Here is a 23,757-nt window from a genome sequence, read left to right on the forward strand (position 1 = left end):
TGGGGCGAGACACGTGTCCAGACTGGAGGACATGACTCTCCGCGTCGCGATCATCGGCGCCGGCCCCGCCGGCATCTACGCCGCCGACATCCTCACCCGCTCCGAGACTCCGGTCTCGGTAGACATCCTCGAGCGGCTGCCCGCTCCGTTCGGGCTGGTCCGCTACGGCGTCGCGCCCGACCACCCGCGCATCAAGGAGATCGTCAAGGCGCTCCACCGCGTGCTGGCCAAGCCGGAGGTCCGCCTGCTGGCGAACGTCGAGTACGGCGTCGACGTGAAGCTCGACGACCTGCGCGACTTCTACGACGCCGTGGTCGTGGCCACCGGCGCGATGTCCGACCGCGACCTCGGCATCCCGGGCGAGGAGCTGTCGCACGGCGCCGCCGACTTCGTGTCCTGGTACGACGCCCATCCCGACGTCTCGCAGGACTGGCCCCTCGACGCGCGCAGCGTCGCGGTCATCGGCGTCGGCAACGTCGCGCTGGACGTCGCCCGGGTGCTGGCGAAGACCGGCGACGAGATGCTCACCACCGACATCCCCTCCCACGTCCACTACGGCCTGTGGGCCAAGACCACGACCGACGTGCACGTGTTCGCGCGACGCGGTCCGGCGTACGCCAAGTTCTCCCCCATGGAGCTCCGCGAGCTCAACCACTCCCCCAACGTCGAGGTGATCGTGCACCCCGAGGGCTTCGACGTCGACGACCACGGCATGGCCCACATCGCCCAGCACAAGTCGCAGAAGATGGTGCTCGACACCCTCGCCAACTGGGTGGGACGCGAGCCGGTCGGCAAGCCGCACCGGATCCACCTCCACTTCGCGGAGGCGCCCGTCGAGATCGTCGGCGACGGCGCGGTCACCGCGTTGCGCACCGAGCGGACCCGCCCCCTGGGCGACGGCCGCGTCGAGGGCACCGGCGAGGTGACCAGCTGGGACGTGCAGGCGGTCTACCGCGCCGTCGGCTACCGCAGCACCGCGCTGCCCGGGCTGCCCTTCGACGACCGCGACGCGGTCGTGCCCAACGACGAGGGCCGGGTCCTCGACCTCGACGGCGAGGCGATCCCGGGCACCTACGTGACCGGCTGGATCAAGCGCGGCCCGGTCGGCCTCATCGGCCACACCAAGAGCGACGCCGCCCAGACGGTGGGGCACCTGCTCGCCGAGACGAGCGCCACGGCACCGCTCCGGGAACCGGGCGACGTCGACGCCTACCTCGCCGAGCGCGGCGTCGCCGTCGCCACCTTCGAGCACTGGGAGCGCCTCGACCAGCACGAGATCGCCCTCGGCGAGGCGGCCGGTCGCACGCGGATCAAGGTCGGCGAGCGCGAGGAGATGCTGCGCGCCGGGCGGGGCTGAGGTCGCCGAGGACGGTCTTCGGGCGAACGGCGACTAGATTCGTCCGGTGCCCGACGCGGAGACCCCCCTCGACCGGATCGACCCGGACGAGCTCGCCACCACCCTGAAGGTGCTGGGGCAGCTCCACCGGCTCGATCCCGCGCACCCGGACGTGCGCACGGTCAAGCACGCGACCGGCCACATGTGGAAGCTGATCAAGAAGTCCCGCCGGGCGGCGATCCGCGCGGAGCGCGCAGCGCACGACCAGGCGATCATCGAGCTGACGGCGACCGGATCCGCGATGCGGATCGACGACGAGACGGCCGGCATCCCGCTGGTCTCGACGGCCACCGGCGCGTCGGCCGGCGAGCTGCTCACCGCCCGGGGCTGCTACATCTGCAAGCAGGACTACACGATCGTCGACGCGTTCTACCACGGCCTCTGCCCCGACTGCGCGGCCTTCTCCCACGCCAAGCGTGACCAGCGCACCGACCTCACCGGCAAGCGCGCGCTGCTGACCGGGGGCCGCGCCAAGATCGGGATGTACATCGCGCTGCGCCTGCTCCGCGACGGCGCCCACACCACCATCACCACACGCTTCCCCAAGGACGCCATCCGGCGCTTCGCCGCGATGGAGGACTCCGCCGACTGGCTGCACCGCCTGAAGGTCGTCGGGATCGACCTGCGCGACCCGACCCAGGTCGTCGCCCTGACCGACGACGTCACCGCCGACGGCCCGCTCGACATCCTCATCAACAACGCGTGCCAGACCGTCCGCCGATCGCCCGGCGCCTACTCCCAGCTCGTCGAGCTGGAGTCGGCCCCGCTGCCCGACGTCGCCGTGCTGCCCGAGATGGTCACCTTCGACCGGATCTCCGAGGCCCACCCGGCCGCGATCACCGGCGCCCTGCAGGCGCACTCGGTCGCCCACCACGAGGGCGAGTCGGCCGAGCACGCGGTGGCGGTGCACAACGCGGCGTCGCTGACCGCTCTCGCGCTGAAGGCGGGAAGCGCCTCCCTGGACGCCCACCTCGCGGGCACCGCCGTCGACGCGGGCGGGCTGCTCCCCGACCTGCAGACCAACAACTCCTGGACCCAGGTGGTCGACGAGGTCGATCCGCTCGAGCTGCTCGAGGTGCAGTTCTGCAACTCGATCGCGCCCTTCCTGCTGGTCTCGCGCTTGAGGCCCGCGATGCGTGCCGCCGTCGCGGCAGGGGCGCGCCGCGCGTACGTCGTCAACGTCAGCGCGATGGAGGGCCAGTTCGGCGGACGCCGCTACAAGGGCTCGGGCCACCCCCACACCAACATGGCCAAGGCCGCGCTCAACATGCTGACGCGCACCTCGGCCGGGGAGATGTTCGAGACCGACAAGATCCTGATGACCGCCGTCGACACCGGGTGGATCACCGACGAGCGACCGCACCAGGAGAAGCTGCGGATCGCCGCCGAGGGCTGGCACGCCCCGCTCGACCTCGTCGACGGCGCCGCCCGCGTCTACGACCCCATCGTGCGCGGCGAGGCCGGTGAGGACCTCTACGGCTGCTTCGTCAAGGACTACGCACCCGCGCCCTGGTAGGGCGCACGAACCAGGAGGACCCGTGGAGCTGCAAGACATCCTGCACACGACCGCTGCCGTGCGGGAGTTCACCGACGACCCGCTGCCCGACGACGTGCTCAGCGAGATCCTCGAGGTGGCGCGCTTCGCACCGAGCGGCGGCAACCGCCAGGGCGCCCGGCTGGTCGTGGTCCGCGACCGCGACACCCGCGAGCGCCTGGTCGAGATCACCTCGCCGGGCGCGCAGCGCTACGCCGCACAGGGCGCCGTGCGGGAGGGGCCGTGGAACCCGGTGCTGCCCACCTCGCTGACGGCCGAGGAGATCGCGGCGACACCGGTGCCGGCCCACCTCGTCGAGCCGATCCGTACGGCGGCCGCGCTGATCGTGGTGTGCGTCGACCTCTCCGCCGTGGCGGCGACCGACCAGCTGCTCGACCGCGTCGGTCTCGTCGCCGGCGCCTCGATCTACCCGCTGGCCTGGAACATCCTGCTGGCCGCGAGGGAGCGCGGCTACGGCGGCACGTTCACCACCATGGCGATCGCCGAGGAGCCGGCGCTCAAGGAGCTGCTCGGCATCCCCGACCCCTACGCCGTCGCGTGCGTGATCCCGCTCGGCCGTCCGGTCAAGGAGGTCAAGAAGCTGCGCCGCCGCCCGGTCTCCGAGTTCACCACGCTGGAGCGCTTCGACGGCCCCCCGCTCGCCGACTGAGGCCGCTCGGGGGTCAGGCCGCTCGGGGGTCAGGCCGCTCGGCGCTCGCGCTCGACGGACCCGGTCGCGGTCGTCGTACGCACGCGCGGGAGGGCGGAGGGATGGTGCTCCTGCACCCACGCCAGCAGGTCCTCACGCAGGTCGCACTTGAGGTCCCAGGCCGATGAGGCGTCGGCCGCCGAGGCGGTGATGCGGACGATCATCGTCAGCTCGGTGCTCCCGGTCACCTGCAGCACCCACTCGCGCCGGTCCCACAGCGGGTTGTCCTCGACGAGCTCGCGCGCCCGGGCACGGAGCTCGGCGACCGGGGCGGACGGGTCGAGGTGCAGCTCCACGGCCGCGATCACCCGCGACTCCGAGCGCGTCCAGTTCTCGAACGGTGTCGTGGTGAAGTAGGTGGCCGGCAGCACCAGGCGGCGCTCGTCCCAGAGGTGGACGACGACGTAGGTGAGCGTCAGCTCCTCGATGCGGCCCCACTGCCCCTCCACGACCACGATGTCGTCGAACCGCAGCGCGTCGGTGAAGACCAGCTGCAGGCCGGCGAACACGTTGCTCAGCGTCGTCTGGGCGGCGAGACCGGCAACGACTCCGACGAGCCCGGCGGAGGCCAGCACCGAGGCGCCGTACGTCCGCATCGTGTCGAAGGTCATCAGCGCGGCCGCGAGCCCGATCACCGTGATGAGGACCGCGGTGAGCCGGCGGATGATGCCCATCTGGGTGCGCACCCGGCGGGCCCGCCGGTTGTCGCGCACGTCGACGTCGACGTGGTGCATCACCCCGTCCTCGACGAGGAAGGCGATGCTCGCCACCAGCCACGACACCGCGCCGATGGTGGCGATCACGAGCAGGTGGCCGAGCGGGCGCTCGACCTCGGCGGGCAGCCCGGCGGAGCGTACGGCGGACAGCTCGCCCACCGTCACGAGGGTGGCGAGCCACGAGCGGTGGCACCGGTCGTGGATCCGCTCCAGGAACGGTCGCCGGGTGACACGTGCCGCGACAAGCACGGCCCGCGCGGAGAGCCACCCGATGGCGACGGCACCGACGAGAGTGCCGAGGAGGAGGACGGTCGTGGGTTCGGAGAGGACGTCGAGCATGGCTCCCTGGGAGGTCGGGGACGACGGTCAGCCTCTTCCTGTACCCGCCGCCGGCCTCCCCACCCGGGGACCACAAGGTGCTGCGCATCACGCCGAGCGGGGGTAACGTCGCCGATTGTCTGACACTCCCCCCGTCCGCTCGGAGAACCCATGAACCTGCCCCGCTCCACCTCCGTCGTCGCCGCTCTGGGCCTGACCGCGAGCCTCGTCGGCACGGCTGTCGCGGCCCACGCCGACGACAGCACGCTCGAACCGCACCACACCTTCACGATGTCGATCGACGCCGCGACCGGCGCTGTCGCCGTGCCCAACGGCGGTGCGGAGATCCCCAACATCGACTCGGTGAAGAGCACGATCCGCAAGTACTACAACACCGCGTCCGGCACGATCGACTGGGACGGCGACGGCACTCCCGACGTCAGTGGCCAGCTCGCCAACCCGACGTCGTCGCCCTACCTGTCCGAGGTCTCCGACATCGAGCAGGACCTGCTCGGCTCGCTGCGCTCGACCGCGCGGCCCGGCCAGATGGTCGTGTTCGACGCCGACGACACCACGCTGTGGAACTACAACTTCGAGGACGCCTACCTCAACTTCAACTTCGACCCGGTCAAGCAGACGACCTGGGTGGACGGCAAGCACTTCCCGGCGGTCCCGGGCATGGCCGACACCGTCAACGAGATCCTCGACCGCGGCTACGCCGTCTACCTGATCACCGGCCGCACCGCCAACCAGGAGGACGCGACCATCGCGAACCTCACCGAGCAGGGCTACGTCGACGGCGACGGCAACCCGATCTTCGACAACGACAACGTCTTCACCAAGTGGAACAGCGGCGACCCCGCACCGGCCTACATCGCCCAGTGCACCGGCGCCCGCTGCACCACGGTGGAGTACAAGGCGCAGACGCGTGCGCACATCGAGGACATGACCGGCGGCACGATCATCGCCAACGTCGGCGACCAGTGGAGCGACCTCTGGGGCGGGTACGCCGAGCGGTCGATCAAGCTGCCGAACCCGACCTACTTCCTGGCCAGCCCCGACCTCGTCGGAGCGCCGGCCCGCGACGCGTCGATGGTGCCGCCGTCGACGTACACGATGCTTCCCGACGGCTCCAGCGGCCTGACGGAGCGCGGTGACGGCATCCCCAACATCGACCTGGTGCGCAACGAGATCCGCGCCTACTACGCGGCCGGGCCCGGCACGCTGCCCGACGGCACCGCGGTCAGCAACGGCATCGCCAACAAGGACAGCTCGCCCTACATCTCGGAGATGAACGGCCTCGCGTCGTCGTGGACCGACGAGCTGACGACGAGCTGCACCGACGGCGTGCAGGCGCACGACACCGCTGCCGCCGCCCTGGCGGCGGCGAACCAGGACCTCCACGCCGCGAAGCGGCAGCTCCGCGACGACAAGGTGGCCCTGGATGCCGCGCGCGACGCGTTGCACCGGGCTCGGCACAAGCTCGCCGCCGCCAAGGACCGTCTCGCAGCCGCCGACACCCCGCGCGAGAAGCGCAAGGCCCGCAAGGCCGTGCACCACTGGCGGACGGTCGTCGCCGAGCGCAAGGACCTGGTGCGCGCGGCCGAGGAGACCGTGTGGGCCGACCGCGAGGCCGTGCAGGCCGCCCAGGCCGTCGTCGACGGGATCACGGTGCCCGGCCTGCCGGCCGCCGTCTTCGACGCCGACGACACCACCCTGTGGACCTACGACATGGAGGACGGCGACATGAAGTTCGTCTTCAATCCCACGCGCCAGGCCGACTGGGTCAACAACAAGTGGTTCCCGGCCGTGCCGGGGATGGTCGACCTCGTCAAGGCCGCCGACACCGCCGGCTGCGAGATCTTCGGCCTCACCGGTCGCGGCACCGCGCAGCAGGACGCCACGATCGCCAACCTGACCGAGCGCGGCTACGTCGACGGGGCGGGCGACCCGCTCTTCACCTCCGACGACTACTTCACCAAGCCGGCGTTCAGCGACCTGCCGCCGTACCTCGACTGCACGGTGGACGGCAACCCGACCTCGTGCTCGACGATCGAGTACAAGTCGCAGACCCGCGCCCACATCGAGAACGACCTCGGGTTCGACGTCGTCGGCAACTTCGGCGACCAGTTCTCCGACCTCAAGGGCGGTTCGGCCGACGTCAGCTACAAGCTGCCGAACCCGACCTACTACCTGCCCTGAGCCGCTGACGCGGGCCGATGAGCCTCTGGCCCGGAAGGGTCAGAGGTTCATCGGCACCTGCTGCACGGTGCCGCCGTCGACGACGAACTCCGCGCCGGTGGCGAAGGACGACTCGTCGCTCGCGAGGAACACGACGAACGTGGCGACCTCCTCGGGGCGACCGGGCCGGCCGAGCGGGATCTGGATCATGCCCTCCGGCATGGCGTCGGTGGCCGGCGTGCTGATCCGGCCCGGGTGCAGGGAGTTGACCCGGATGCCGTGGGGGGCCAGCTCGAGCGCGACCGACTTGCTGAGCCCGCGCAGTCCCCACTTCGCGGCGATGTAGCCGTGCGCCCAGGGGGTGCCGCGCAGTCCCTCGATGCTCGAGGTGTTGATGATCGACCCGCCCCCGGCGGCGATGAGGGCGTCGGTGGCGGCGCGGATGCCGAGGAACGGCCCGGTCAGGCAGATGTCGATCATCTCCTGCCACTGCGCGCGCTTGAACCGGTTCACCGGTGCCCCGTTGAAGATGCCGGCGTTGTTGAAGAGCACGTCGAGCCTGCCGAAGTCGGTGACGGCGAGGTCGACGGCAGCCTTCCAGTCCTCCTCGCTGGTGACGTCGAGGTGGACGTAGCGGGCGACGTCGCCGTCGTGCTCCTGGCGCAGCGCCGCGGCGAGCGCCTCGCCCTCCTCGTCGAGGAGGTCGCCGATCACCACGCGCGCCCCCTCGGCGACGAGCATCCGCGCGCTCGCCTCGCCGATGTTGCGCGCGCCGCCCGCGATGAGGACGACCTTGCCGGACACACGTCCCATGGCTGCTTCTCTTCCTGTCCTGTCGGCGGCCGGTCAGGCCAGGGTGGTGGCGAAGATGCCCTTGGTGGCGGGGAACGGCAGGTCGAGCACCGTGCGGATGCCCGGCTCTGCCGCGACGACGTCGGGGATCGCGTTCACGACGCGCCCCGCACCCGACGCGATCGCCGCGTAGTTGTGGTCACCGCGCGCGCTGGTGGGACAGACGTCCACGACGTACGACGGCTCCCCGGTGATCTCCACCCGGTAGGACCCGCCCTCCTGCGCGGCCTGCGGCCAGTCGGGACGCAGGTCGGGCCGCAGCCGCGTGGTGTGGTCGACGACGAGGACCTCCTTGCCGTCGACGACGCCGGTGATCGTGAAGCGGACCGCGGCCACGCCACCCTTCGGGATCGTGCCGACCGCGACGTCGAACGCCTCCGGAGCGGGCTCCTGCTCGAACCACTCCCTGATCTCGTCGAGCTCCAGCCCGAAGCCGCGCGCGAGCTGGCGCAGCGCGATGCCCCAGGCCGCCGACAGGGTGCCCGGCTGGAAGAGCATCGGCAGGTCGCCGACCTCGCGCCCGAAGCCCATCACGTCGAACATCACCGGCGCGCCGTCGTACGTCGCGTAGTCGGCGATCTCGTAGCAGCGGACCTGCTCCACGCTCTGGCAGGTGCTGGCGATCGCGAACGGCAGCAGGTCGTTGCACCATCCCGGGTCGACGCCGCTGACGAACAGGCTGACGCCGTGCTCGCGGCACAGGTCCTCGTAGGGATCGATCATCGCGTCGGGCAGCAGGCCCCACGGGAACATCATCGGCACCGGGGCGGTCGCGACGACGTTCGCGCCGGCTGCGAGGCAGCTCTTCAGGTCCTCGAGCGCCTCGAAGAACCGGGTCTCCGCCAGGGCGCAGTAGACGACGCAGTCGGGCCGCGCCTGCAGTGCCGTGGCGAGGTCGTCGACCGCGACGACGCCCGTCACGACGTCGGTCCCGGCGAGCTCGCCGGCGTCCTTGCCGACCTTCTCCTCGGTCGACACGACGAGGCCGACCAGCTCGAACCGCGGGTCCTCGACCACCTGCCGCAGGGCGATCCGCCCGGCATTGCCCGTCGCGACGTGCACCACGCGGATCGCCATCGGTCTCCTAAGTTAGAACACGTTCTAGTTCAGGAGAGGATAGGCGGGGCGCCGGACACGTGTCCAGCGGCCCACCCCGTTTCCCCTGACCACCGGGCTCTGATTTCGCCGAAACAGAGCCCGCACGTCAGGGAGAAGGGAGATCCGGGGGACGGGGAGGTCAGGGGACGGGGAGGTCAGGGGGACGGGGAGATCAGGGGGACGGGGAGGTCAGGAGTCGCCGAGGATCAGGCAGGTCGTCGTGCCGTGCGCGATCACCTTCCCGGCGCCGTCGACCAGCCGACCCTCGGCGGTCGCCTGCTTGCGCCCGCGGTGGACGACCGTCCCGGTCGCACGGACCGGGCCGGTGCCGGGGAGCATCGGGCGCAGGTAGTGCAGGTTGAGCTGCGCGGTGGTGTAGCCCTCGCCCGGTCGCAGCGTGGTGTGGACGGCACAACCGAGGCACGAGTCGAGGATCGTCGCGGCGATGCCGCCGTGGATGGTGCCGAGCGGGTTCATCATGCGCTCGTCGGGGGTCAGCTCGAAGGTCGCCCGTCCCTCCCCCACGTCGACGACCGACATGCCGAGCAGCACGGCGATCGAGGGCGGCGGCAGCTCGCCGTCGGCGATCGCGCGCATGGTCTCCAACCCGGTCATCTCCGCGAGCTGCGCGAGGTCGATGCTCATGCCGCCTCCCCGATCGCCGCGACCGGACCGGGCACCACGACCACGTCGGGCTCCCGTCGCGGCAGCGCCATCGCGGCGGCCGAGGTGAGCACGCCGCAGACGACGAGCATCCACCACACGTCGTGGAACGCGTCGAGCACGCTCCCCGGGGTGGCCGAGCCCGACAGGGCCACGGTCAGCGCGACACCGAAGGTCGCCCCGAGCTGGCGGATCGCCTGGTTGACGGCCGAGCCGGCGCCGTACTGGTCGGGCGGCAGCCCCTGGACCGCCGCGCTGGTCAGGTGCGGGATGACCAGCGAGACGCCGAGCCCCGCCACGAGCGCGCTCGGGAGGATCTGGCCGGCCCAGTGCGGCGTCGTGCCGACGGCGGCGATGAGCCACAGCCCCGACGCCGCGTAGATCAGCCCGCCGGGGACGAGGAGGGTGCGCTGGCCGACCCGGCCGGCGAGCCGACCGAAGTACGGCGCCAGCACCATCACCACGACCGGGCCCGGCATCATCGCCAGGCCGGTGCGCACGATGCCGTAGCCCCAGACCTGCGTCAGGAAGAGCACCTGAGCGAAGAACATCGCGGTGAACCCGATCGTGAACGCGGCGGTGGCGATGTTGGCCCAGCGGAACGAGCGGGCGCCGAAGAGCGCGAGGTCGAGCGCCGGGTGCGGGTGGCGCAGCGAGCGCACCACGAAGAGGCCGAGCACGACCAGGCCGCCCGCCAGCGCGCCGAGCGTCCGGACCGAGGTCCAGGTCCACTGGTCGCTCTGCACGAGGCCGAGCGCGAGCAGGCTGAGCGAGCCCGCGAGCAGCACGATGCCGACCGGGTCGGGGAAACGCGCGTGCGTGCCCTCCTTCGACTCCGGCACGAACCGGGCTGCCAGGAGGAGCGCGACGAGGCCGACCGGCAGGTTGACCAGGAAGACCGAGCGCCAGCCCCAGCCGTCGACGAGCAGCCCGCCGACGGTGGGCCCGACCGCTGCGGCGAGCGCGGCGATCGCACCCCAGATCGCGACGGCCGCGGGCACCTTCGGCGCCGGGAAGACGGAGAGCACCACGGCCAACGAGGCCGGCACGAGCGCGGCGGCCCCCAGCGCCTGGATCGCACGGAAGGCGACGAGCAGCGCGGGCGAGTCCGCGACCGCGCACAGCGCCGAGGCGGCGGTGAAGGCGACGAGGCCGACGGAGAAGACCCGGCGCCGACCGAACCGGTCGGCCATCCGGCCGGCCGGCACCAGGGCCGCCGCGAGCACGATCGTGTACGCCGACAGCACCCACGACATCGCCGCGAACGAGACACCGGGGAAGGAGCGCCGGATGTCGTCGAAGGCGACGAAGAGCACCTGGGTGTCCAGGAACACCATGAACGCGGCCATCGAGGCGATGCCGAGGACGGCGTACGGCCGCACGGCCGCCTGAGGAGGAGTCATGACGTGACGGTAGTGCCGATTGGTTTAAAAAAACAACCAGATAGACGCAAATCACAACCCCCGAGGTAGCCTGGGGTCCGTGGGGACGAAGACCTACGACCAGTACTGCACCATCGCCACCGCCCTCGACCTCGTCGGCGACCGGTGGGCGCTGCTCGTGCTGCGCGAGCTCTCGTTCGGCGAGCAGCGGTTCACCGACCTCCGCTCGGCACTGCCCGGCATCGCCAGCAACCTGCTCACCGACCGGCTGCGCGGCCTGCAGGACGACGGCCTGGTCGAGCAGGTCGAGCTGCCCGCCCCGGCTGCCCGCAACGTCTACCGGCTGACCGCCGCCGGCACCCGGATCCGCCCGGTCCTGAGGGCGATCGCGCAGTTCGGCGTGCCCTACCTGCCGCCGGCGGAGGAGGGCCGGGTCCGTCCCCGGATGGCCGTGTACGGCGGCGCCGGCGCGCTGTTCGACCCCGTCGCCGCGATCGGCGTCGACCTCCGCGTGCGGTTCCTGCTCGACGGCGACGAGCACTGGCTCGAGGTCCGCGACGGCAAGCTGCGCCGCGCCGACACCTCCCTGCCTCCCGACCTCGTCTTCACCGGCTCCGCCGCCGCGCTCGTCGACCTCAGCCGCGGCGCGCTCCTGGAGGACCTCGACGGTCGGCTCCGGGTCGACGGCACCGCTGCGGCCCTCGAGCTGTTCGAGCGCTGCTTCCCCGCGCCGCGCTGAAGGGCGACCTGCGGCATGCTCAGCGCAGCACGCGGCGCACGAAGGCGTCGAGGTTGAGCAGGAGCCGCTCGACCCGCTGCTCGACGGTCGTGGTCTCCTCGAGGAGGCTCACGACCGGGGCCGGTGCCCAGCCGCGCACGTAGCCGGAGCAGCGCAGATCGGTGCAGACGTCGACGCCGACGGTGTTGCCCTCGCGGCCGGCCCGGCCCGCCCGGCTCGCGGCCATGAGCGTGACGCCGTTGGCCGGGTGGACCGTGCAGCACAGCGAGCACATCCGAGCCCGCCCGCTGCTGCTGGGGTTGCGTCGCAGCTTGATGCCGAGCAGCCGGTCGCCCGGCACGACGACGTACGCCTGCTGGGGCGCCTTGGGGTCCACCCATCCGAGGAAGTCGAGGTCGGCCCACGGGAGCTCGTCGAAGGACGCCGGCAGGTTCGCCCGCTGTGCCTCGCCCCGGCTGCAGTTGACGAACGACCCGCGGATCTCACGCTCGGTGACGGGATGCATGCCGGCGACGATAGGTGCTTTCGTCCAGGGAGCCGAAGGCTCGGGCGTGCCCTCGTCCGCCAGCACAGCCGCGGCCGGCACGCCATCGGGGACGCTGGGTGCCATGGACCGAGGAGAGCAGGGCCGGGCCCGGATCCGGGTGCAGGTCTCGGCAGCGCATCCCGACGCCGACGTACGCAGGTGCGTGCAGGCCTTCGTCGAGGCTGCTCTACGGTGACCCGGTGTTGCTCTTCGAGTTCGAGGGCCGCCGGCCCCAGGTCCACCCCGAGGCGTTCGTCGCCCCCACCGCCACCCTGATCGGCGACGTCCGCGTCGAGAAGGGCGCGAGCATCTGGTACGGCGTCGTCCTCCGCGCCGACATCTGCACGATCATCGTGCGCGAGGGCTCCAACATCCAGGACAACTCCGTGGTGCACGCGGCCCCGGACGTGACCATCGAGATCGGCCCGAACGCCACCATCGCCCACTCCTGCGTCTTCCACGGCGAGAAGATGGGCGAGAAGGCGCTGCTCGGCAACGGCAGCACCGTCCTCGACGGCGCGACCATCGGTGCCGGCTCCCTCGTGGCGGCCGGCTCGGTCGTCACGCCCGGCACAATCATCGAGGCGGGCGTGCTGGCCGCCGGCTCTCCCGCCGCCGCCAAGAAGCCCATCGACGGCACCGGCGCGCAATTCTGGGTCGAGACGAACGGGCCGTACTACAGCGAGCTCGCCGAGCGGCACCGGGCGGGGATCACCGCGCTCTGAGACGTCGACTGCGTCAGCCTCCGGCGGGTAACAGCGATCCATGTCGCGACTACCGAAAGCGTTCTCCGCTGCTGCTCTTGCCGTGATGATCGCCGGCCCCGGCCTGTCGGCGTGCAGCGACGACAGCAGCGAGTGCTACACGACCGGGTGCCCCGGCTCTGCGCAGGAGGAGCGCGACATCCAACGCGCCGCGAAGTGGGGTTGCGACGACGTCGAGTACAAAGGGCTGGAGGGAGCCTGCGGCTGACCTCCGGTCGGAGCAGGGTCTGCTCCCAGGTCAGCGTGGAAGGGCTACTCCCACTCGATGGTGCCCGGCGGCTTGCTCGTGATGTCGACGGTGACCCGGTTGATCTCGCGGACCTCGTTCGTGATGCGCGTCGAGATGCGCTCGAGGACGTCGTACGGCACGCGCGCCCAGTCGGCGGTCATCGCGTCCTCGGAGGTGACTGGCCGGAGCACGACGGGATGGCCGTAGGTGCGGCCGTCCCCTTGTACGCCGACCGAGCGGACGTCCGCGAGGAGCACGACCGGGAACTGCCAGATGTCGCGGTCGAGGCCGGCGGCGGTCAGCTCCGCGCGGGCGATCGCGTCGGCGTCGCGCAGGATGTCGAGTCGCTCGCGGGTGACCTCGCCGATGATGCGGATGCCGAGGCCGGGGCCGGGGAACGGGTGGCGCCAGACGATCTCGGGCGGGAGGCCGAGCTGCTCGCCGACGAGGCGGACCTCGTCCTTGAAGAGGGTACGCAACGGCTCGACGAGCTCGAACTCGAGGTCCTCGGGGAGGCCGCCGACGTTGTGGTGGGACTTGATGTTGGAGGTGCCCGCTCCCCCGCCGGACTCGACGACGTCGGGGTAGAGCGTGCCCTGCACCAGGAACTTCACGGTCGAGCCCTCGGGGGCGTTCTTGATGACGTCGACCTCGGCGGCCTCGAACGTGCGGATGAACTCGCGCCCGATGATCTTGCGCTTGGTCTCCGGGTCGGTCACGCCGGCCAGCGCCTCGAGGAACTGCTTCTCGGCGTCGACCACCACCAACCGGGTGCCGGTGGCGGCGACGAAGTCGCGCTCGATCTGCTCGGTCTCGCCCTTGCGCATCAGGCCGTGGTCGACGTAGACGCAGGTCAGCCGGTCACCGATCGCCTTCTGCACGATCGCCGCGGCAACCGCGGAGTCGACGCCGCCGGAGAGCCCGCAGATGGCGCGGCCGTCCTCGCCGATCTGCTCGCGGATCCGCTCGATCTGCTCCTCGGCGATGTTGCCGATCGTCCAGGTCTGGCGGCAGCCCGCGATGTCCCAGAGGAAGTGCTCGAGCACCTTCTGGCCGTGCTCGGTGTGCAGCACCTCGGGGTGCCACTGCACGCCCGCGAACCCCTTGTCGACGGCCTCGAAGGCCGCCACCGGCGTGTCGGGCGTCGAGGCGAGCACGTCGAACCCCTCGGGCGCAGCGGTCACGGAGTCGCCGTGCGACATCCACACGTTGTGCTCGGTCGGCACGCCGCCGAGGAGGGTGCCGGCGTGGCTGACGTGGACGCGCGTGCGGCCGTACTCCCGCGCGCCGGTCGCCGACACCGTGCCGCCGAGTCCCTGCGCCATGAGCTGGAAGCCGTAGCACATGCCGAAGACCGGCGTACCTGCGTCGAACAGGGTGTTGTCCAGGCTCGGTGCGCCCGGCTCGTAGACCGACGACGGACCGCCGGACAGGATGATCGCCTTGGGGCCCTTGGCCACCATCTCGGCCACCGGCATCGTGTGCGGCACGATCTCGGAGTAGACCCGCGCCTCGCGCACCCGCCGGGCGATCAGCTGGGCGTACTGCGCCCCGAAGTCGACCACGAGGACCAGGTCGTGCTCGGCGTACTGTCCGTCGGGTGCCGTCATGGGCGAATCGTATCGACCTGAGCGGCGCCGATCAGGAGCGGTACTCGGGGTTCTCCCAGTCGAACCGCGTGCCCGCGTTCCACTCCGAGCGCTGGTTGCCGTGGCCCGGTACGCCGCCCGCGTCCTTGAGCATCTTCGCGAGGTGCATCAGGTTCCAGGTCATGAAGGTGGTGTTGCGGTTGGTGAAGTCGTTCTCGGGGCCACCGCTGCCCGGATCGAGGTACGACGGCCCGGGACCCGCCTCGCCGATCCACCCCGCGTCGGCGTTGGGCGGGATCGTGTAGCCGATGTGCTGCAGGGAGTAGAGGACGTTCTGCGCGCAGTGCTTGATGCCGTCCTCGTTGCCGGTGATGATGCAGCCGGCGGCGCGTCCGTAGAAGAGGTACTGCCCCTTCTCGTTGAGCGACCCGCTCAGCGCGTAGAGCCGCTCGATGACCTGCTTGGTGACCGAGGAGTTGTCACCCAGCCAGATCGGCCCGGCGATCACCAGGATGTCGCTGTCGAGGATCTGCGGGTAGATGTCCGGCCACGCGTCGACCTCCCACCCGTGCTCGCGCATGTCGGGGTAGACGCCGGTCGCGATCGGGTGGTCGATCGCCCGCACCTCCTCGACCGTGACGCCGTGCTTCATCATGATCGCCGAGCTCGCGTCGATGAGTCCCTGCGTGTGGCTGACCTCGGGGCTCCGCTTCAACGTGCAGTTGATGTAGATCGCCCTCAGGTCGCTGAAGTCCCAGTCGGTCATCGCACGCCTCCTGTGCCAGGTGGAACCCGAGTCGTCCCGGGCAGTCTGGCACCGATCGGGATCCCACCAACACCCTCCGTTCCCCTGACGTGCAGGTCGAGAATCGGAGAATTCACGACCCGCATGTCAGGGGCTTGGGGTTCTGGCGGCGCAGCCACCGCGCCCGCTGGTCCGGCGTGAGCGCGCGACGGGCAGCGACCGTGCTGGTGTCGACCCACCAGTCCGGCTGGGTCAGGGTCCACGTCGGCGCGCCGGGGCGACCGTCCGCCCGGTCGTAGGCCGCATGCAGCCGCCGCACGAACCGGGTCGTGTCGCGGTTGTCCGCCGACATCATCCACAGCGACTCGATGCCGTGCCGCCGGTAGAGCTCCTCGCGGTCGAGGTCGCGGCGCCGAGGAGCCACGCCGTCATGGACCGCCCCGTTGTACTCCCCCGCGACGGCATGCACCGGGTCGAACAGGTCCGGCGTGAGGAGGTGCCGGCCCGACAGGTCGAAGAGCGGCACGTTGCAGAGCAGGCTCCCTGCGCGTCCTGTGTGCTCCCACTCGATGCGCATGTCCACCTCGGGGGGCGACCAGACGTTCTCGTCGGCCCTCGTCAACGCCTGCCGGAGCAACCGCACGCCGCCGCGCGCGACGAGACGCTCCGTGTACGCCGTCAGCCCCTCGATGTCGACGAGGTCGTCGAACGCCGCCATGTCGATGGTCCGTACGGCGCCGGCCAGGTGCCACGCGCGGCGCACCTCGTAGGTCACGGCCCGCTCGGGGATCGTGACGCGGAGGCCGCCCACCACGATCACGTCGTCGTCGAACAGCCAGTCCTCGCTCAGCGCCACCCCCGGCCGGGCGCGAGCCTGCCGGCGATCATCCAGGGCGATCGGCACCGCCTGCGGCGTGAGACCGTCGCCGCGCACGCCGTTGAACCAGGTCGCGCCCAGCCAGTGCAGAGCAGCCCACCCCGTCGCGGCGCCGCCCGTGCCCCGCACCGCTTCCGCGATCCGCTGACGGGTGGGCGCCGGATCGACGTCGGCGGGGACGTACAGCCCCTTTCCGACCCGTCGCCAGCGCCTGCCCCGCGCCTGTCCCGGTGTCGGGCCCGCGACGCCCGCAGGGTCCACCCGGACCGGCATCACCACGTCGGCGTACCCGTCGCTCGTCATGGCGCGCAGATTTCACGCCCGCCGCCCCTGGCGACCACCCCCGCGCGAGATATCCACAGGTGCCGCCCGACCGAGGCCCGAAGCCCCTGACGTGCGGGTCGGAAATCGGCGAATTCACGACCCGCACGTCAGGGGCGACGGGGGCGCGGGGGCCGGAAAAAGCACCAGGGCCCGACCGGGGAGGGAGGGTGGTCGGGCCCTGATCGTCCAAGCAGCTGCTGGACAGTGCCTGAACCGAGCCCGGGCTTCGGGAGGGAGCGTGAATCTCCGGGCTCGTCTCCTCAACGATGCCACGGAGGGCGGGTTACGCCCAGCCGCAGCCCATCTGGAGGAATTTTCGAACGGACTTTCGTGACGGGCGAGGCTCAGGAGACGCCGACGATGGGCAGGCGGAGCGCGCCGGGCGCGCTGTCGGGCACCACGGGCTGCTTCGGGGCGACCGGCTGGATCCGCTGGTACGGCGCCCCGCTGGCCGGTCGCGTGTCGTTCTCGCCCTTGTTGGGCCAGAACGCCATGGCCCGCTCGGCCTGGGCGGTGATCGTGAGCGAGGGGTTCACCCCGAGGTTGGCCGAGATCGTCGAGCCGTCGGCGATGTGGAGGCCCTCGTAGCCGTGGACCCGGTGGAAGGGGTCGACCACGCCGGTCTCGGCGCTGTCGCCGATGGTGCAACCGCCGATGAAGTGCGCGGTCAGCGGCATGTTGAACGGCTCGCCGATGGTCCCGCCGGCCTTGCCTCCCATGTGCTCGGCCATCTTCCGGACCGCCTCGTTGGCGACCGGGATCCAGGTCGGGTTGGGCTCGCCGTGCCCCTGCTGGGAGGTCAGCCGCCAGCCGAGGCCGGGGATCCTCCTGGGCTTGGTGGTGATCGAGTTGTCGACCGTCTGCATCACCAGCGCGATGACGACACGCTCCGACCAGTGCTTGACGTCGTAGAGGTCGAGGACGTTGGCCTTCTCCTTCCACAGCTCCTTCAGCCACGTCTTCCACCGCGGCTCGGAGCCGCCACCGTCGGTGAGCACCGTCTGCATCAGCGACATCGCGTTGGAGCGCTTGCCGTAGCGCACCGGCTCGATGTGGGTGACCTCGTCGGGGTGCCAGGAGGAGGTGATGGCCACGCCGCGGGTGAAGTCGGTGGCTGCTCCCTTCGGCGCGATCGCACCGAGCAACGACTCGGAGTTGGTGCGCGTGAGGACACCCAGCCGGTCGGAGATCGCCGGCAGGTCGCCGGTGGTCTTCAGCTGGTGGAGCAGCTTCTGCGTGCCGAGCGCGGCGGCCGCGAAGACGACGTGGTCGGCGGTGAACGTCTTGACGGCCGTACGACGGCTCAGCTTCGCCTTCGTCCAGCGCGCGTCGACCCGGTAGCCGCCGCCGTCGAGGGGGCGCACCCGGGTGACGGTGGTGAGCGGGTGGACCTCGGCGCCGTTCTGCTCGGCGAGGTAGAGGTAGTTCTTCACCAGGGTGTTCTTGGCGTTGTGCCGGCATCCCGTCATGCACTCGCCGCAATTGAGGCAGGTGTTGCGGGTGGGGCCGGCGCCGCCGAAGTAGGGATCACCGACCGACTCCCCCGCAGCCTGGTCCGGGCCGCCGAAGAACACGCCGACGGGCGTCGGGTGGAACGTGTCGGCGACGCCCATCTCCTCGGCCACGGCCTGCATGACCTCGTCGGAGGGAGTGACGTCGGCGTACTCCACGACGCCGAGCATCCGCTTCGCCTGGTCGTAGTAGGGCGCCAGCTCGGCCTTCCAGTCGGTGATGTGCGACCAGGACGGGTCGCGGTAGAACGGGTCGAGCGGCTCGTAGAGCGTGTTGGCGTAGACCAGCGAGCCACCGCCGACCCCGGCGCCCGCGAGGATCAGGCAGTCGCGCACGGCGTCGATCCGCTGGATGCCGTAGCAGCCGATCTCGGGCTGGAAGAGGTAGCGCTTCAGGTCCCACGAGCTGTCGGCGAAGTCGCCGTCGTCGAACCGGGCGCCGGCCTCCAGGACCGCCACCTTGTAGCCCTTCTCGGTCAGCCGCAGCGCGGAGACCGAGCCCCCGAACCCCGAGCCGATGACGACGACGTCGTAGTGGAGCTCCCCCTCGGCCATGTCAGGCCCGCCCGAGCTTGTTCATCACCCGCAGGGCCGCGGTCTGCACCTTGGCGTAGCGCTCGGAGCTGAGCCCGAACTGCGGGGCGAGCCTGAGCAGCCGCTGGGTGCCGACGGACTGGGTCTCGGTGTAGCGGTGGATGCCCTCGGCGCCCTGGCGCCGGCCCATGCCGGACTCGCGCATGCCGCCCATCGGAGCGGCGACGCTGCCGAACGTGGCACCGAACGCCTCGTTGATGTTGACCGTGCCGCACTTGACCTGGCGGGCGATCGCCCGGGCCCGGGCGCCGTCCTGGCTGAAGATCGCGGCGTTGAGGCCGTACTCCCCGTCGTTGGCCCGGGCGATGGCGTCGGACTCGTCGTGGAACCGGTAGATCGACACGACCGGGCCGAACGTCTCGTGCCCGAAGCAGGTCATGTCGGGGCTGACGCCCTCGAGGATCGTCGGCTCGTAGTAGTACGGCGCCAGGTCGGGTCGCGCGCGTCCACCGGTGAGCACGCGGGCACCCTTCGCGACCGCGTCGTCGACGTGGGCGTTGACCGTGTCGAGCTGGTCGGCGGAGATGAGCGGCCCCATGTCGACCTCCCAGTCGAGCGTGGCGCCCAGCGTCATCGCCTGCGTGCGCGCGACGAACCGCTCGACGAACCGGTCGTAGACCTGGTCGGCGACGAAGATCCGCTCCGCGGAGACGCAGAGCTGCCCCGCGTTGGAGAAGCTCGCGCGGACCGCGCCCTCGGCGGCCTTCTCGACATCGGCGTCGCGCAGCACGAGCAGCGGGTTCTTGCCGCCGAGCTCGAGGGAGGCGCCGATCAGCCGCTCGGCGCACTGCTTCGCGATGAGCTTGCCCGTGGCGGTCGAGCCGGTGAAGCAGATGTAGTCGGAGCGGTCGATCATCGGCGTGCCGAGCTCGCGACCGGGCCCCGCGACGACCTGCCAGAGGTCCTTCGGGAAGCCCGCCTCGTCCACCAGCTTCACGCCCATGAGCGCGGTCAGCATGGTCTGGGCGTCGGGCTTGGCGACGACCGCGTTGCCGGCCATCAGCGCGGGCAGGCCGTCGGAGAGCGCCATGGTCAGCGGGTAGTTCCAGGGCGAGATGATGCCGACGACGCCCTTGGGCACGTGGTTGATGTCGATCCGCGTGAGCACGGGGATCACCCCGCCGCGCCGCTCGCTCGCCATGTGCTTGGCCGACGTCCGCGCGTAGTAGCGGGCGGTGAGCGCGGTGTGCACCACCTCGTCGTAGGCGTGCTTGCGGGCCTTGCCGTTCTCGAGGGAGATGATGTCGAGCAGCTCGGGCATCCGGTCGAGCAGTAGGTCGTGGAGGCGCAGCATCACCGCCGAGCGCTGCTCCATCGTCGTGCGCGCCCAGGCCGCCTGCGCGACCCGCGCGCGGCGGTAGGCCTCGGCGACGTCGTCGGTGCTCGACTGCGGGATGTTCGCCAGCGGCGCCCCGTCGAGCGGCGAGGTGAGGGTGACGCTCCTGCCGCTGGTCGCGGTGACGCGGTCGGTCAGCGTGGCGACGTACTCCGGCTCGAGGACGTACGACGCCCGCGGGTCGTGCTCGGGGTCGTGGGGACCGTCCACCAGCGGACCGCCCGCACCCTCCGGGAGACCCTCGGGATGACCGGGATTCGAAGCGCTCATACGACGAGCGTAGGTGAGGGCGGTCACTCCCGGCTACCGATCAGTAGCCGATGTGCTGCTTTACACATCAATATTTGCTGTAAAGGGCCGTCCTCGGGGCTCCGCACCGACGGGACGGGGCGCGATCAGCGCGCCGTGAGCACGATCATCGCGACGACGAGCGGCGGCATCCCGGCGACCGCGGCCTCCGCCGCGGCTCGCAGCCCGGCCCGCTCCTCGACGTCCAGGGCGGCGACCCACGGTGCCGTGTGGGCCATCCCGAGACGCCAGTCGACGAGGTCGGCCGCGGTGTCCATCCCGGTGGCGACGTCCACCCGCACGGCCCGGGCCGTGGCGTGGCCCGCGCGCCGCGCGCACGCCTCCAGCTCCGCGGTGTCCGGGTTGGCGTCGGCCCGCACGACGGCGTACCACTCTGGTGGCCGGAAGCCGTGCGTGGCGAGCACCTCCTCGACCGCCTCCTTGGCCGGGTGGCCCCACTCCGGGGCGTAGGCCGTGGCGAGGAGAGCGCCGGCGACCCGGCGCAGCTCGCCCATGGCCGGCACCGGGTCGGTGAAGTGGTTGAGCGAGAACGCCGCCGCGGCCAGGTTGAAGGTGGCGTCGGCGAAGGGCAGCCGCCCGAGGTCGCCGACGACCGAGTGCGCGGGCGGTCGCGGGAGCATCCCGGCCGCGAGGTCCACCGACACCACGGTGCCGGCACCGCGCCGGAGCAGCGCGTCGCCGGCGACGCCGGTCCCCGCGCCCGCGTCGAGCACCACGGCGCCCGCCAGGTCCACCGGCGCGTGCTCGGCCATGACGCCCGCCATCCGTGCGTACATCCGCGCCGGCCCCGCGCGCCAGCCCTCGGCCGCGGCGTCGTAGGCCTCGCCCACCCCGTCCATCGCCGTCATCCGTTCTCCAGCAGAGGGGCCGCGCCGAGCACGCGCTCCTCCCACCACGCCAGCTCGTCGTCGCGCCCACCGAGCGCCTTCTCCCAGCCGAACTGCACCATCGCGCCGATCAGGCAGAGCCCGAGCTGGCGGTCCCACCAGCCGCCCGTGTCGACCCCTTGCCGCTCCAGCTCGCCGCGGTAGGTCGCGACGGCGTCCTCCTTGGAGGTGGGCAGACGCCGGCAGTTGATCGCGAGGTACCACGCCAGGTCACTGAGCCCCGCACCCACACCCGGCAGCTCCCAGTCCAGCAGCACGGTGCGGCCCCACTGGTCGGTGCCGAGGTTGTCGAGCTTCCAGTTGCCGTGCACGAAGGTCTGCGGCGTGGTGGCCAGCGCGTCGACGAGCGGCCCCGGCTCGTGCACCAGGGGTACGACGACCGCCGCCAGCTCGGGCGCGACGTCCTCGAGCAGCGGCCATCCCTGCGCCACCAGACGAGGCACGAGGTGGTCGGACCCCAGCGCCGCCTCCGCGGCCGCCATCCGCGGGGACAGCTCGAGGTAGCGCGTCGACGGGGACACCACGTCGATCTCGGTCTCCCAGAACGTCGTGTGCAGCGTCGCCATGTGGCGGAGGAACCGCTCGTGCTGCTCGAGGCCGATCGGCTCGTCGGTCGCGGGCACCAGCCACTCGCCGACGTCGTGCATCAGCAACGCCGCCAGGGTGGGCCGCTCCTCGTCGTGGGCGACCGCGACGATCGGCTGGTTGAAGCAGGCGGGCAGGCGGGCGAGGATGCCGCGCCGCCACAGCTCGACGGTCGCGCTGCCCGGGATGTCGGCCACCCGGAGGGTCCAGTCGGCGTCGTGGTCGAGGTGCTTGACGACGTACGGCGTCCCGCCGATCGTCACCCTCTCCAACCGGGCACCGGACTTGCCGGGGCCGTCGAGCGGGCGACGGTCGGTGGCGTCGGCGAGGAGCTCGTCGATCGAGCCGGCGACCTGCATGCGGCGCCTCCCTGGCATCGGTGGTCCCCGAGCGTGGAGGCCAGCCTCGCAGAGACGTCCCGCCCGGGCCAGTGGTCCCGGACGGTCAGTAGCCGAGCTCGCGCAACCGGGGGTCGCCGAGGCCGAAGTGGTGCCCGATCTCGTGGACCACCGTCTTGCGGACCTGCTCGACCACGTCCTCCTCCGAGGCGCAGATCCGGCAGATCGCCTGCCGGTAGATGGTGATCCGGTCGGGCAGGACGCCGGCGTAGGACGACGTCCGGCGCGACAGCGGGATGCCCTGGTAGAGCCCGAGGAGCCCGCGCGGTCCGCGGTCGTGCTCGACGAGGACCGCGACGTTGCTCATCAGCCGGCCCAGCTCCTCCGGCAGCCCGTCGAGCGCCTCGGCCACCATCTCCTCGAAGCGCTCCGGCTCCACCTCGATCACTCCGAAAGTGTGCGCCGCCCGTGGTTGCCGTCCGGTGGTCGCTGCCGGGCGGTCGCCGCACGGAGGATGATCGCGGCATGACGATCATCGAGCGGCTCGGCGTCGAGCAGCCGGTGGTCCAGGCCGGCATGGGTGGCGGTGTCAGCCGGCACCGGCTCGCCGCCGCGGTGTCGGAGGCCGGCGGCCTCGGCACGATCGCCGTCCAGGGCGCCGCTGCGATCCGGGCGGAGCTGGCCGCCGCGCGATCGCTCACCGACCGGCCGGTCGCGGTCAACCTGCTCCTGCCCTTCGCCCGGAGGAGCTGGTTCGAGGAGGCGGCACGGGCCGACGCGGTGGTCACGTTCTGGGGCCGACCACGCCGGCACACGCCGGGTGTCTGGCTGCACCAGGTGGGGTCGCTCGCCGAGGCGCGCGCCGCCCACGAGGCCGGTGCCGACGGTGTGATCGTCCAGGGCGTCGAGGCGGGTGGGCACGTCCGTGGGACCACCCCCGCGCTCGACCTGCTCGCCCAGGTCCGGTCCGCGATTCCTGCGCTGCCCGCCTGGCTCGCCGGAGGGGTCGCGACCGCGCAGGACGTGAGCCGCGCCCTGGACGCCGGCGCCGAGGCCGCGGTCGCCGGCACCCGCTTCCTGCTCACCGAGGAGAGCCGCGCCCATCCGCTCTACAAGGAGCGGCTGCTCGCCGCCGACCGGACGATCCTGACGACCCTCTTCGGCCTCGGCTGGCCGGCCGCCGCCCACCGCGTCGCGCCCAACGAGGCCACCGACCGGTGGCTCGCGCGGTCGGGAGCCGTACCCGCACCGCTCCGCCTGCTCAACGCGGGCAGTGGCCTCGGCGCCCGCTACCTCCCCGCGGAGATCGAGGCGCGCCTCGTCCGGCGCCAGCGCCCGAGCAGTCGCCTGCTCACCCCGCAGGCGCCGACCGACGACCTCACCGCCCGACTCGTGGAGGGCGGCCCGCTCTATGCCGGGGAGACGGTCGCCCGCATCGACACCGTGCTCCCAGCGGGAGAGGCCGTCCGGTCCCTCTCCCGTCGATGAGCAGTGGCCGGCCGTCTCCGTCGACCACTCCCTGGATGCTGCCGGTGGGCCTGGGTACCGGCGCACC

Annotated in this window: 22 protein-coding genes; 8 read left to right on the forward strand and 14 right to left on the reverse strand. The window is 71.7% G+C overall.

The genetic code is table 11. From position 1 onward, the window contains the following. Positions 1-31: 31 nt before the first annotated feature. The 3 genes from ACAX67_RS12215 to ACAX67_RS12225 are packed head-to-tail and all read left to right on the forward strand — an operon-like array spanning position 32 to position 3,600. The gene (locus tag ACAX67_RS12215; RefSeq protein ID WP_370704117.1) at positions 32-1,357 is read left to right on the forward strand and encodes an FAD-dependent oxidoreductase; all 1,326 of its coding nucleotides are present in this window, start codon (positions 32-34) and stop codon (positions 1,355-1,357) included. Between the two features lie 46 nt (positions 1,358-1,403). After that, positions 1,404-2,912: an SDR family NAD(P)-dependent oxidoreductase gene (locus ACAX67_RS12220; RefSeq protein WP_370704118.1), complete on the forward strand. Its 1,509-nt coding sequence runs from the start codon at positions 1,404-1,406 to the stop codon at positions 2,910-2,912. Positions 2,913-2,934: 22 nt separating this feature from the next. Further along, on the forward strand, positions 2,935-3,600 hold the full coding sequence (locus ACAX67_RS12225; RefSeq protein WP_370704119.1) for a nitroreductase family protein: 666 nt from the start codon (positions 2,935-2,937) through the stop codon (positions 3,598-3,600). Positions 3,601-3,629: 29 nt separating this feature from the next. Here the strand turns inward: ACAX67_RS12225 and ACAX67_RS12230 are convergent, their stop codons facing one another. Continuing rightward, the gene (locus ACAX67_RS12230) at positions 3,630-4,694 is read right to left on the reverse strand and encodes a mechanosensitive ion channel family protein (RefSeq protein ID WP_370704120.1); all 1,065 of its coding nucleotides are present in this window, start codon (positions 4,692-4,694) and stop codon (positions 3,630-3,632) included. Positions 4,695-4,844: 150 nt separating this feature from the next. Here ACAX67_RS12230 and ACAX67_RS12235 point away from each other — a divergent pair, with 150 nt between their 5' ends. Continuing rightward, the gene (locus tag ACAX67_RS12235; protein ID WP_370704121.1) at positions 4,845-6,875 is read left to right on the forward strand and encodes an HAD family acid phosphatase; all 2,031 of its coding nucleotides are present in this window, start codon (positions 4,845-4,847) and stop codon (positions 6,873-6,875) included. Positions 6,876-6,914: 39 nt separating this feature from the next. Here the strand turns inward: ACAX67_RS12235 and ACAX67_RS12240 are convergent, their stop codons facing one another. The 4 genes from ACAX67_RS12240 to ACAX67_RS12255 all read right to left on the reverse strand — a co-directional run bounded on the left by ACAX67_RS12240 (position 6,915) and on the right by ACAX67_RS12255 (position 10,870). Next, positions 6,915-7,667 carry an SDR family oxidoreductase gene (locus ACAX67_RS12240; RefSeq protein WP_370704122.1) on the reverse strand — a complete coding sequence of 251 codons (753 nt, stop codon included), beginning with the start codon at positions 7,665-7,667 and terminating at the stop codon, positions 6,915-6,917. Between the two features lie 33 nt (positions 7,668-7,700). Beyond that, positions 7,701-8,783 (reverse strand): NAD(P)H-dependent amine dehydrogenase family protein, encoded by a 1,083-nt coding sequence (locus ACAX67_RS12245; protein WP_370704123.1) that lies wholly within the window; start codon positions 8,781-8,783, stop codon positions 7,701-7,703. Positions 8,784-8,993: 210 nt separating this feature from the next. Beyond that, the gene (locus ACAX67_RS12250) at positions 8,994-9,449 is read right to left on the reverse strand and encodes a PaaI family thioesterase (protein ID WP_370704124.1); all 456 of its coding nucleotides are present in this window, start codon (positions 9,447-9,449) and stop codon (positions 8,994-8,996) included. Then, positions 9,446-10,870, reverse strand: coding sequence for a DHA2 family efflux MFS transporter permease subunit (locus ACAX67_RS12255; RefSeq protein WP_370704125.1), 1,425 nt, complete (start codon positions 10,868-10,870; stop codon positions 9,446-9,448). Before ACAX67_RS12255 ends, ACAX67_RS12250 begins: the two co-directional genes overlap by 4 nt. A gap of 79 nt (positions 10,871-10,949) precedes the next feature. Between ACAX67_RS12255 and ACAX67_RS12260 the strand changes: the two genes are divergently transcribed. Next, the gene (locus ACAX67_RS12260) at positions 10,950-11,588 is read left to right on the forward strand and encodes a winged helix-turn-helix transcriptional regulator (RefSeq protein WP_370704126.1); all 639 of its coding nucleotides are present in this window, start codon (positions 10,950-10,952) and stop codon (positions 11,586-11,588) included. Positions 11,589-11,607: 19 nt separating this feature from the next. On the opposite strand, the gene ACAX67_RS12265 is transcribed toward ACAX67_RS12260, so the two are convergent. Beyond that, positions 11,608-12,093: an FBP domain-containing protein gene (locus ACAX67_RS12265; protein WP_370704127.1), complete on the reverse strand. Its 486-nt coding sequence runs from the start codon at positions 12,091-12,093 to the stop codon at positions 11,608-11,610. Between the two features lie 221 nt (positions 12,094-12,314). Between ACAX67_RS12265 and ACAX67_RS12270 the strand changes: the two genes are divergently transcribed. After that, complete coding sequence (locus ACAX67_RS12270) at positions 12,315-12,839, forward strand: gamma carbonic anhydrase family protein (protein ID WP_370704128.1); 525 nt, start codon at positions 12,315-12,317, stop codon at positions 12,837-12,839. Positions 12,840-12,879: 40 nt separating this feature from the next. After that, a complete protein-coding gene (locus ACAX67_RS12275) occupies positions 12,880-13,086 on the forward strand; it encodes a hypothetical protein (protein ID WP_370704129.1) in 207 nt (68 codons plus the stop codon). A 44-nt stretch (positions 13,087-13,130) separates the two neighbouring features. Here the strand turns inward: ACAX67_RS12275 and guaA are convergent, their stop codons facing one another. From guaA to ACAX67_RS12315, 8 genes are all read right to left on the reverse strand, one after another. Next, on the reverse strand, positions 13,131-14,717 hold the full coding sequence (gene guaA, locus ACAX67_RS12280; protein ID WP_370704130.1) for a glutamine-hydrolyzing GMP synthase: 1,587 nt from the start codon (positions 14,715-14,717) through the stop codon (positions 13,131-13,133). A gap of 31 nt (positions 14,718-14,748) precedes the next feature. Then, positions 14,749-15,462: a flavodoxin family protein gene (locus ACAX67_RS12285; RefSeq protein ID WP_370704131.1), complete on the reverse strand. Its 714-nt coding sequence runs from the start codon at positions 15,460-15,462 to the stop codon at positions 14,749-14,751. A gap of 112 nt (positions 15,463-15,574) precedes the next feature. Further along, the gene (locus tag ACAX67_RS12290; RefSeq protein WP_370704132.1) at positions 15,575-16,621 is read right to left on the reverse strand and encodes a hypothetical protein; all 1,047 of its coding nucleotides are present in this window, start codon (positions 16,619-16,621) and stop codon (positions 15,575-15,577) included. A 365-nt stretch (positions 16,622-16,986) separates the two neighbouring features. After that, positions 16,987-18,708 (reverse strand): GMC oxidoreductase, encoded by a 1,722-nt coding sequence (locus ACAX67_RS12295; RefSeq protein WP_370704133.1) that lies wholly within the window; start codon positions 18,706-18,708, stop codon positions 16,987-16,989. Between the two features lies 1 nt (position 18,709). Next, complete coding sequence (locus ACAX67_RS12300; RefSeq protein WP_370704134.1) at positions 18,710-20,353, reverse strand: succinic semialdehyde dehydrogenase; 1,644 nt, start codon at positions 20,351-20,353, stop codon at positions 18,710-18,712. A 125-nt stretch (positions 20,354-20,478) separates the two neighbouring features. Continuing rightward, entirely contained in the window at positions 20,479-21,240 is a 762-nt protein-coding gene (locus ACAX67_RS12305) for a class I SAM-dependent methyltransferase (protein ID WP_370704135.1), read from the reverse strand. Next, positions 21,237-22,223, reverse strand: coding sequence for a phosphotransferase family protein (locus ACAX67_RS12310; protein WP_370704136.1), 987 nt, complete (start codon positions 22,221-22,223; stop codon positions 21,237-21,239). The genes ACAX67_RS12305 and ACAX67_RS12310 overlap by 4 nt, the downstream gene beginning before the upstream one ends. An 85-nt stretch (positions 22,224-22,308) precedes the next feature. Further along, complete coding sequence (locus ACAX67_RS12315; RefSeq protein WP_370704137.1) at positions 22,309-22,650, reverse strand: metallopeptidase family protein; 342 nt, start codon at positions 22,648-22,650, stop codon at positions 22,309-22,311. 77 nt (positions 22,651-22,727) lie between these two features. Here ACAX67_RS12315 and ACAX67_RS12320 point away from each other — a divergent pair, with 77 nt between their 5' ends. After that, positions 22,728-23,690: an NAD(P)H-dependent flavin oxidoreductase gene (locus ACAX67_RS12320; RefSeq protein WP_370704138.1), complete on the forward strand. Its 963-nt coding sequence runs from the start codon at positions 22,728-22,730 to the stop codon at positions 23,688-23,690. Positions 23,691-23,757 lie beyond the last annotated feature (67 nt).

Origin of the sequence: Nocardioides candidus (assembly GCF_041321175.1) — a bacterium.
GTDB lineage: Bacteria > Actinomycetota > Actinomycetes > Propionibacteriales > Nocardioidaceae > Nocardioides.

Coding starts and splice junctions, on each gene's coding strand:
- ACAX67_RS12250 (WP_370704124.1), bottom strand. CDS start 9,449: ATGAGCATCGACCTCGCGCAGCTCGCGGAGATGACCGGGTTGGAGACC.
- ACAX67_RS12295 (WP_370704133.1), bottom strand. CDS start 18,708: ATGGCCGAGGGGGAGCTCCACTACGACGTCGTCGTCATCGGCTCGGGG.
- guaA (WP_370704130.1), bottom strand. CDS start 14,717: ATGACGGCACCCGACGGACAGTACGCCGAGCACGACCTGGTCCTCGTG.
- ACAX67_RS12285 (WP_370704131.1), bottom strand. CDS start 15,462: ATGACCGACTGGGACTTCAGCGACCTGAGGGCGATCTACATCAACTGC.
- ACAX67_RS12300 (WP_370704134.1), bottom strand. CDS start 20,353: ATGAGCGCTTCGAATCCCGGTCATCCCGAGGGTCTCCCGGAGGGTGCG.
- ACAX67_RS12255 (WP_370704125.1), bottom strand. CDS start 10,870: ATGACTCCTCCTCAGGCGGCCGTGCGGCCGTACGCCGTCCTCGGCATC.
- ACAX67_RS12305 (WP_370704135.1), bottom strand. CDS start 21,240: ATGACGGCGATGGACGGGGTGGGCGAGGCCTACGACGCCGCGGCCGAG.
- ACAX67_RS12320 (WP_370704138.1), top strand. CDS start 22,728: ATGACGATCATCGAGCGGCTCGGCGTCGAGCAGCCGGTGGTCCAGGCC.
- ACAX67_RS12275 (WP_370704129.1), top strand. CDS start 12,880: ATGTCGCGACTACCGAAAGCGTTCTCCGCTGCTGCTCTTGCCGTGATG.
- ACAX67_RS12265 (WP_370704127.1), bottom strand. CDS start 12,093: ATGCATCCCGTCACCGAGCGTGAGATCCGCGGGTCGTTCGTCAACTGC.
- ACAX67_RS12290 (WP_370704132.1), bottom strand. CDS start 16,621: ATGACGAGCGACGGGTACGCCGACGTGGTGATGCCGGTCCGGGTGGAC.
- ACAX67_RS12245 (WP_370704123.1), bottom strand. CDS start 8,783: ATGGCGATCCGCGTGGTGCACGTCGCGACGGGCAATGCCGGGCGGATC.
- ACAX67_RS12230 (WP_370704120.1), bottom strand. CDS start 4,694: ATGCTCGACGTCCTCTCCGAACCCACGACCGTCCTCCTCCTCGGCACT.
- ACAX67_RS12310 (WP_370704136.1), bottom strand. CDS start 22,223: ATGCAGGTCGCCGGCTCGATCGACGAGCTCCTCGCCGACGCCACCGAC.
- ACAX67_RS12240 (WP_370704122.1), bottom strand. CDS start 7,667: ATGGGACGTGTGTCCGGCAAGGTCGTCCTCATCGCGGGCGGCGCGCGC.
- ACAX67_RS12235 (WP_370704121.1), top strand. CDS start 4,845: ATGAACCTGCCCCGCTCCACCTCCGTCGTCGCCGCTCTGGGCCTGACC.
- ACAX67_RS12215 (WP_370704117.1), top strand. CDS start 32: ATGACTCTCCGCGTCGCGATCATCGGCGCCGGCCCCGCCGGCATCTAC.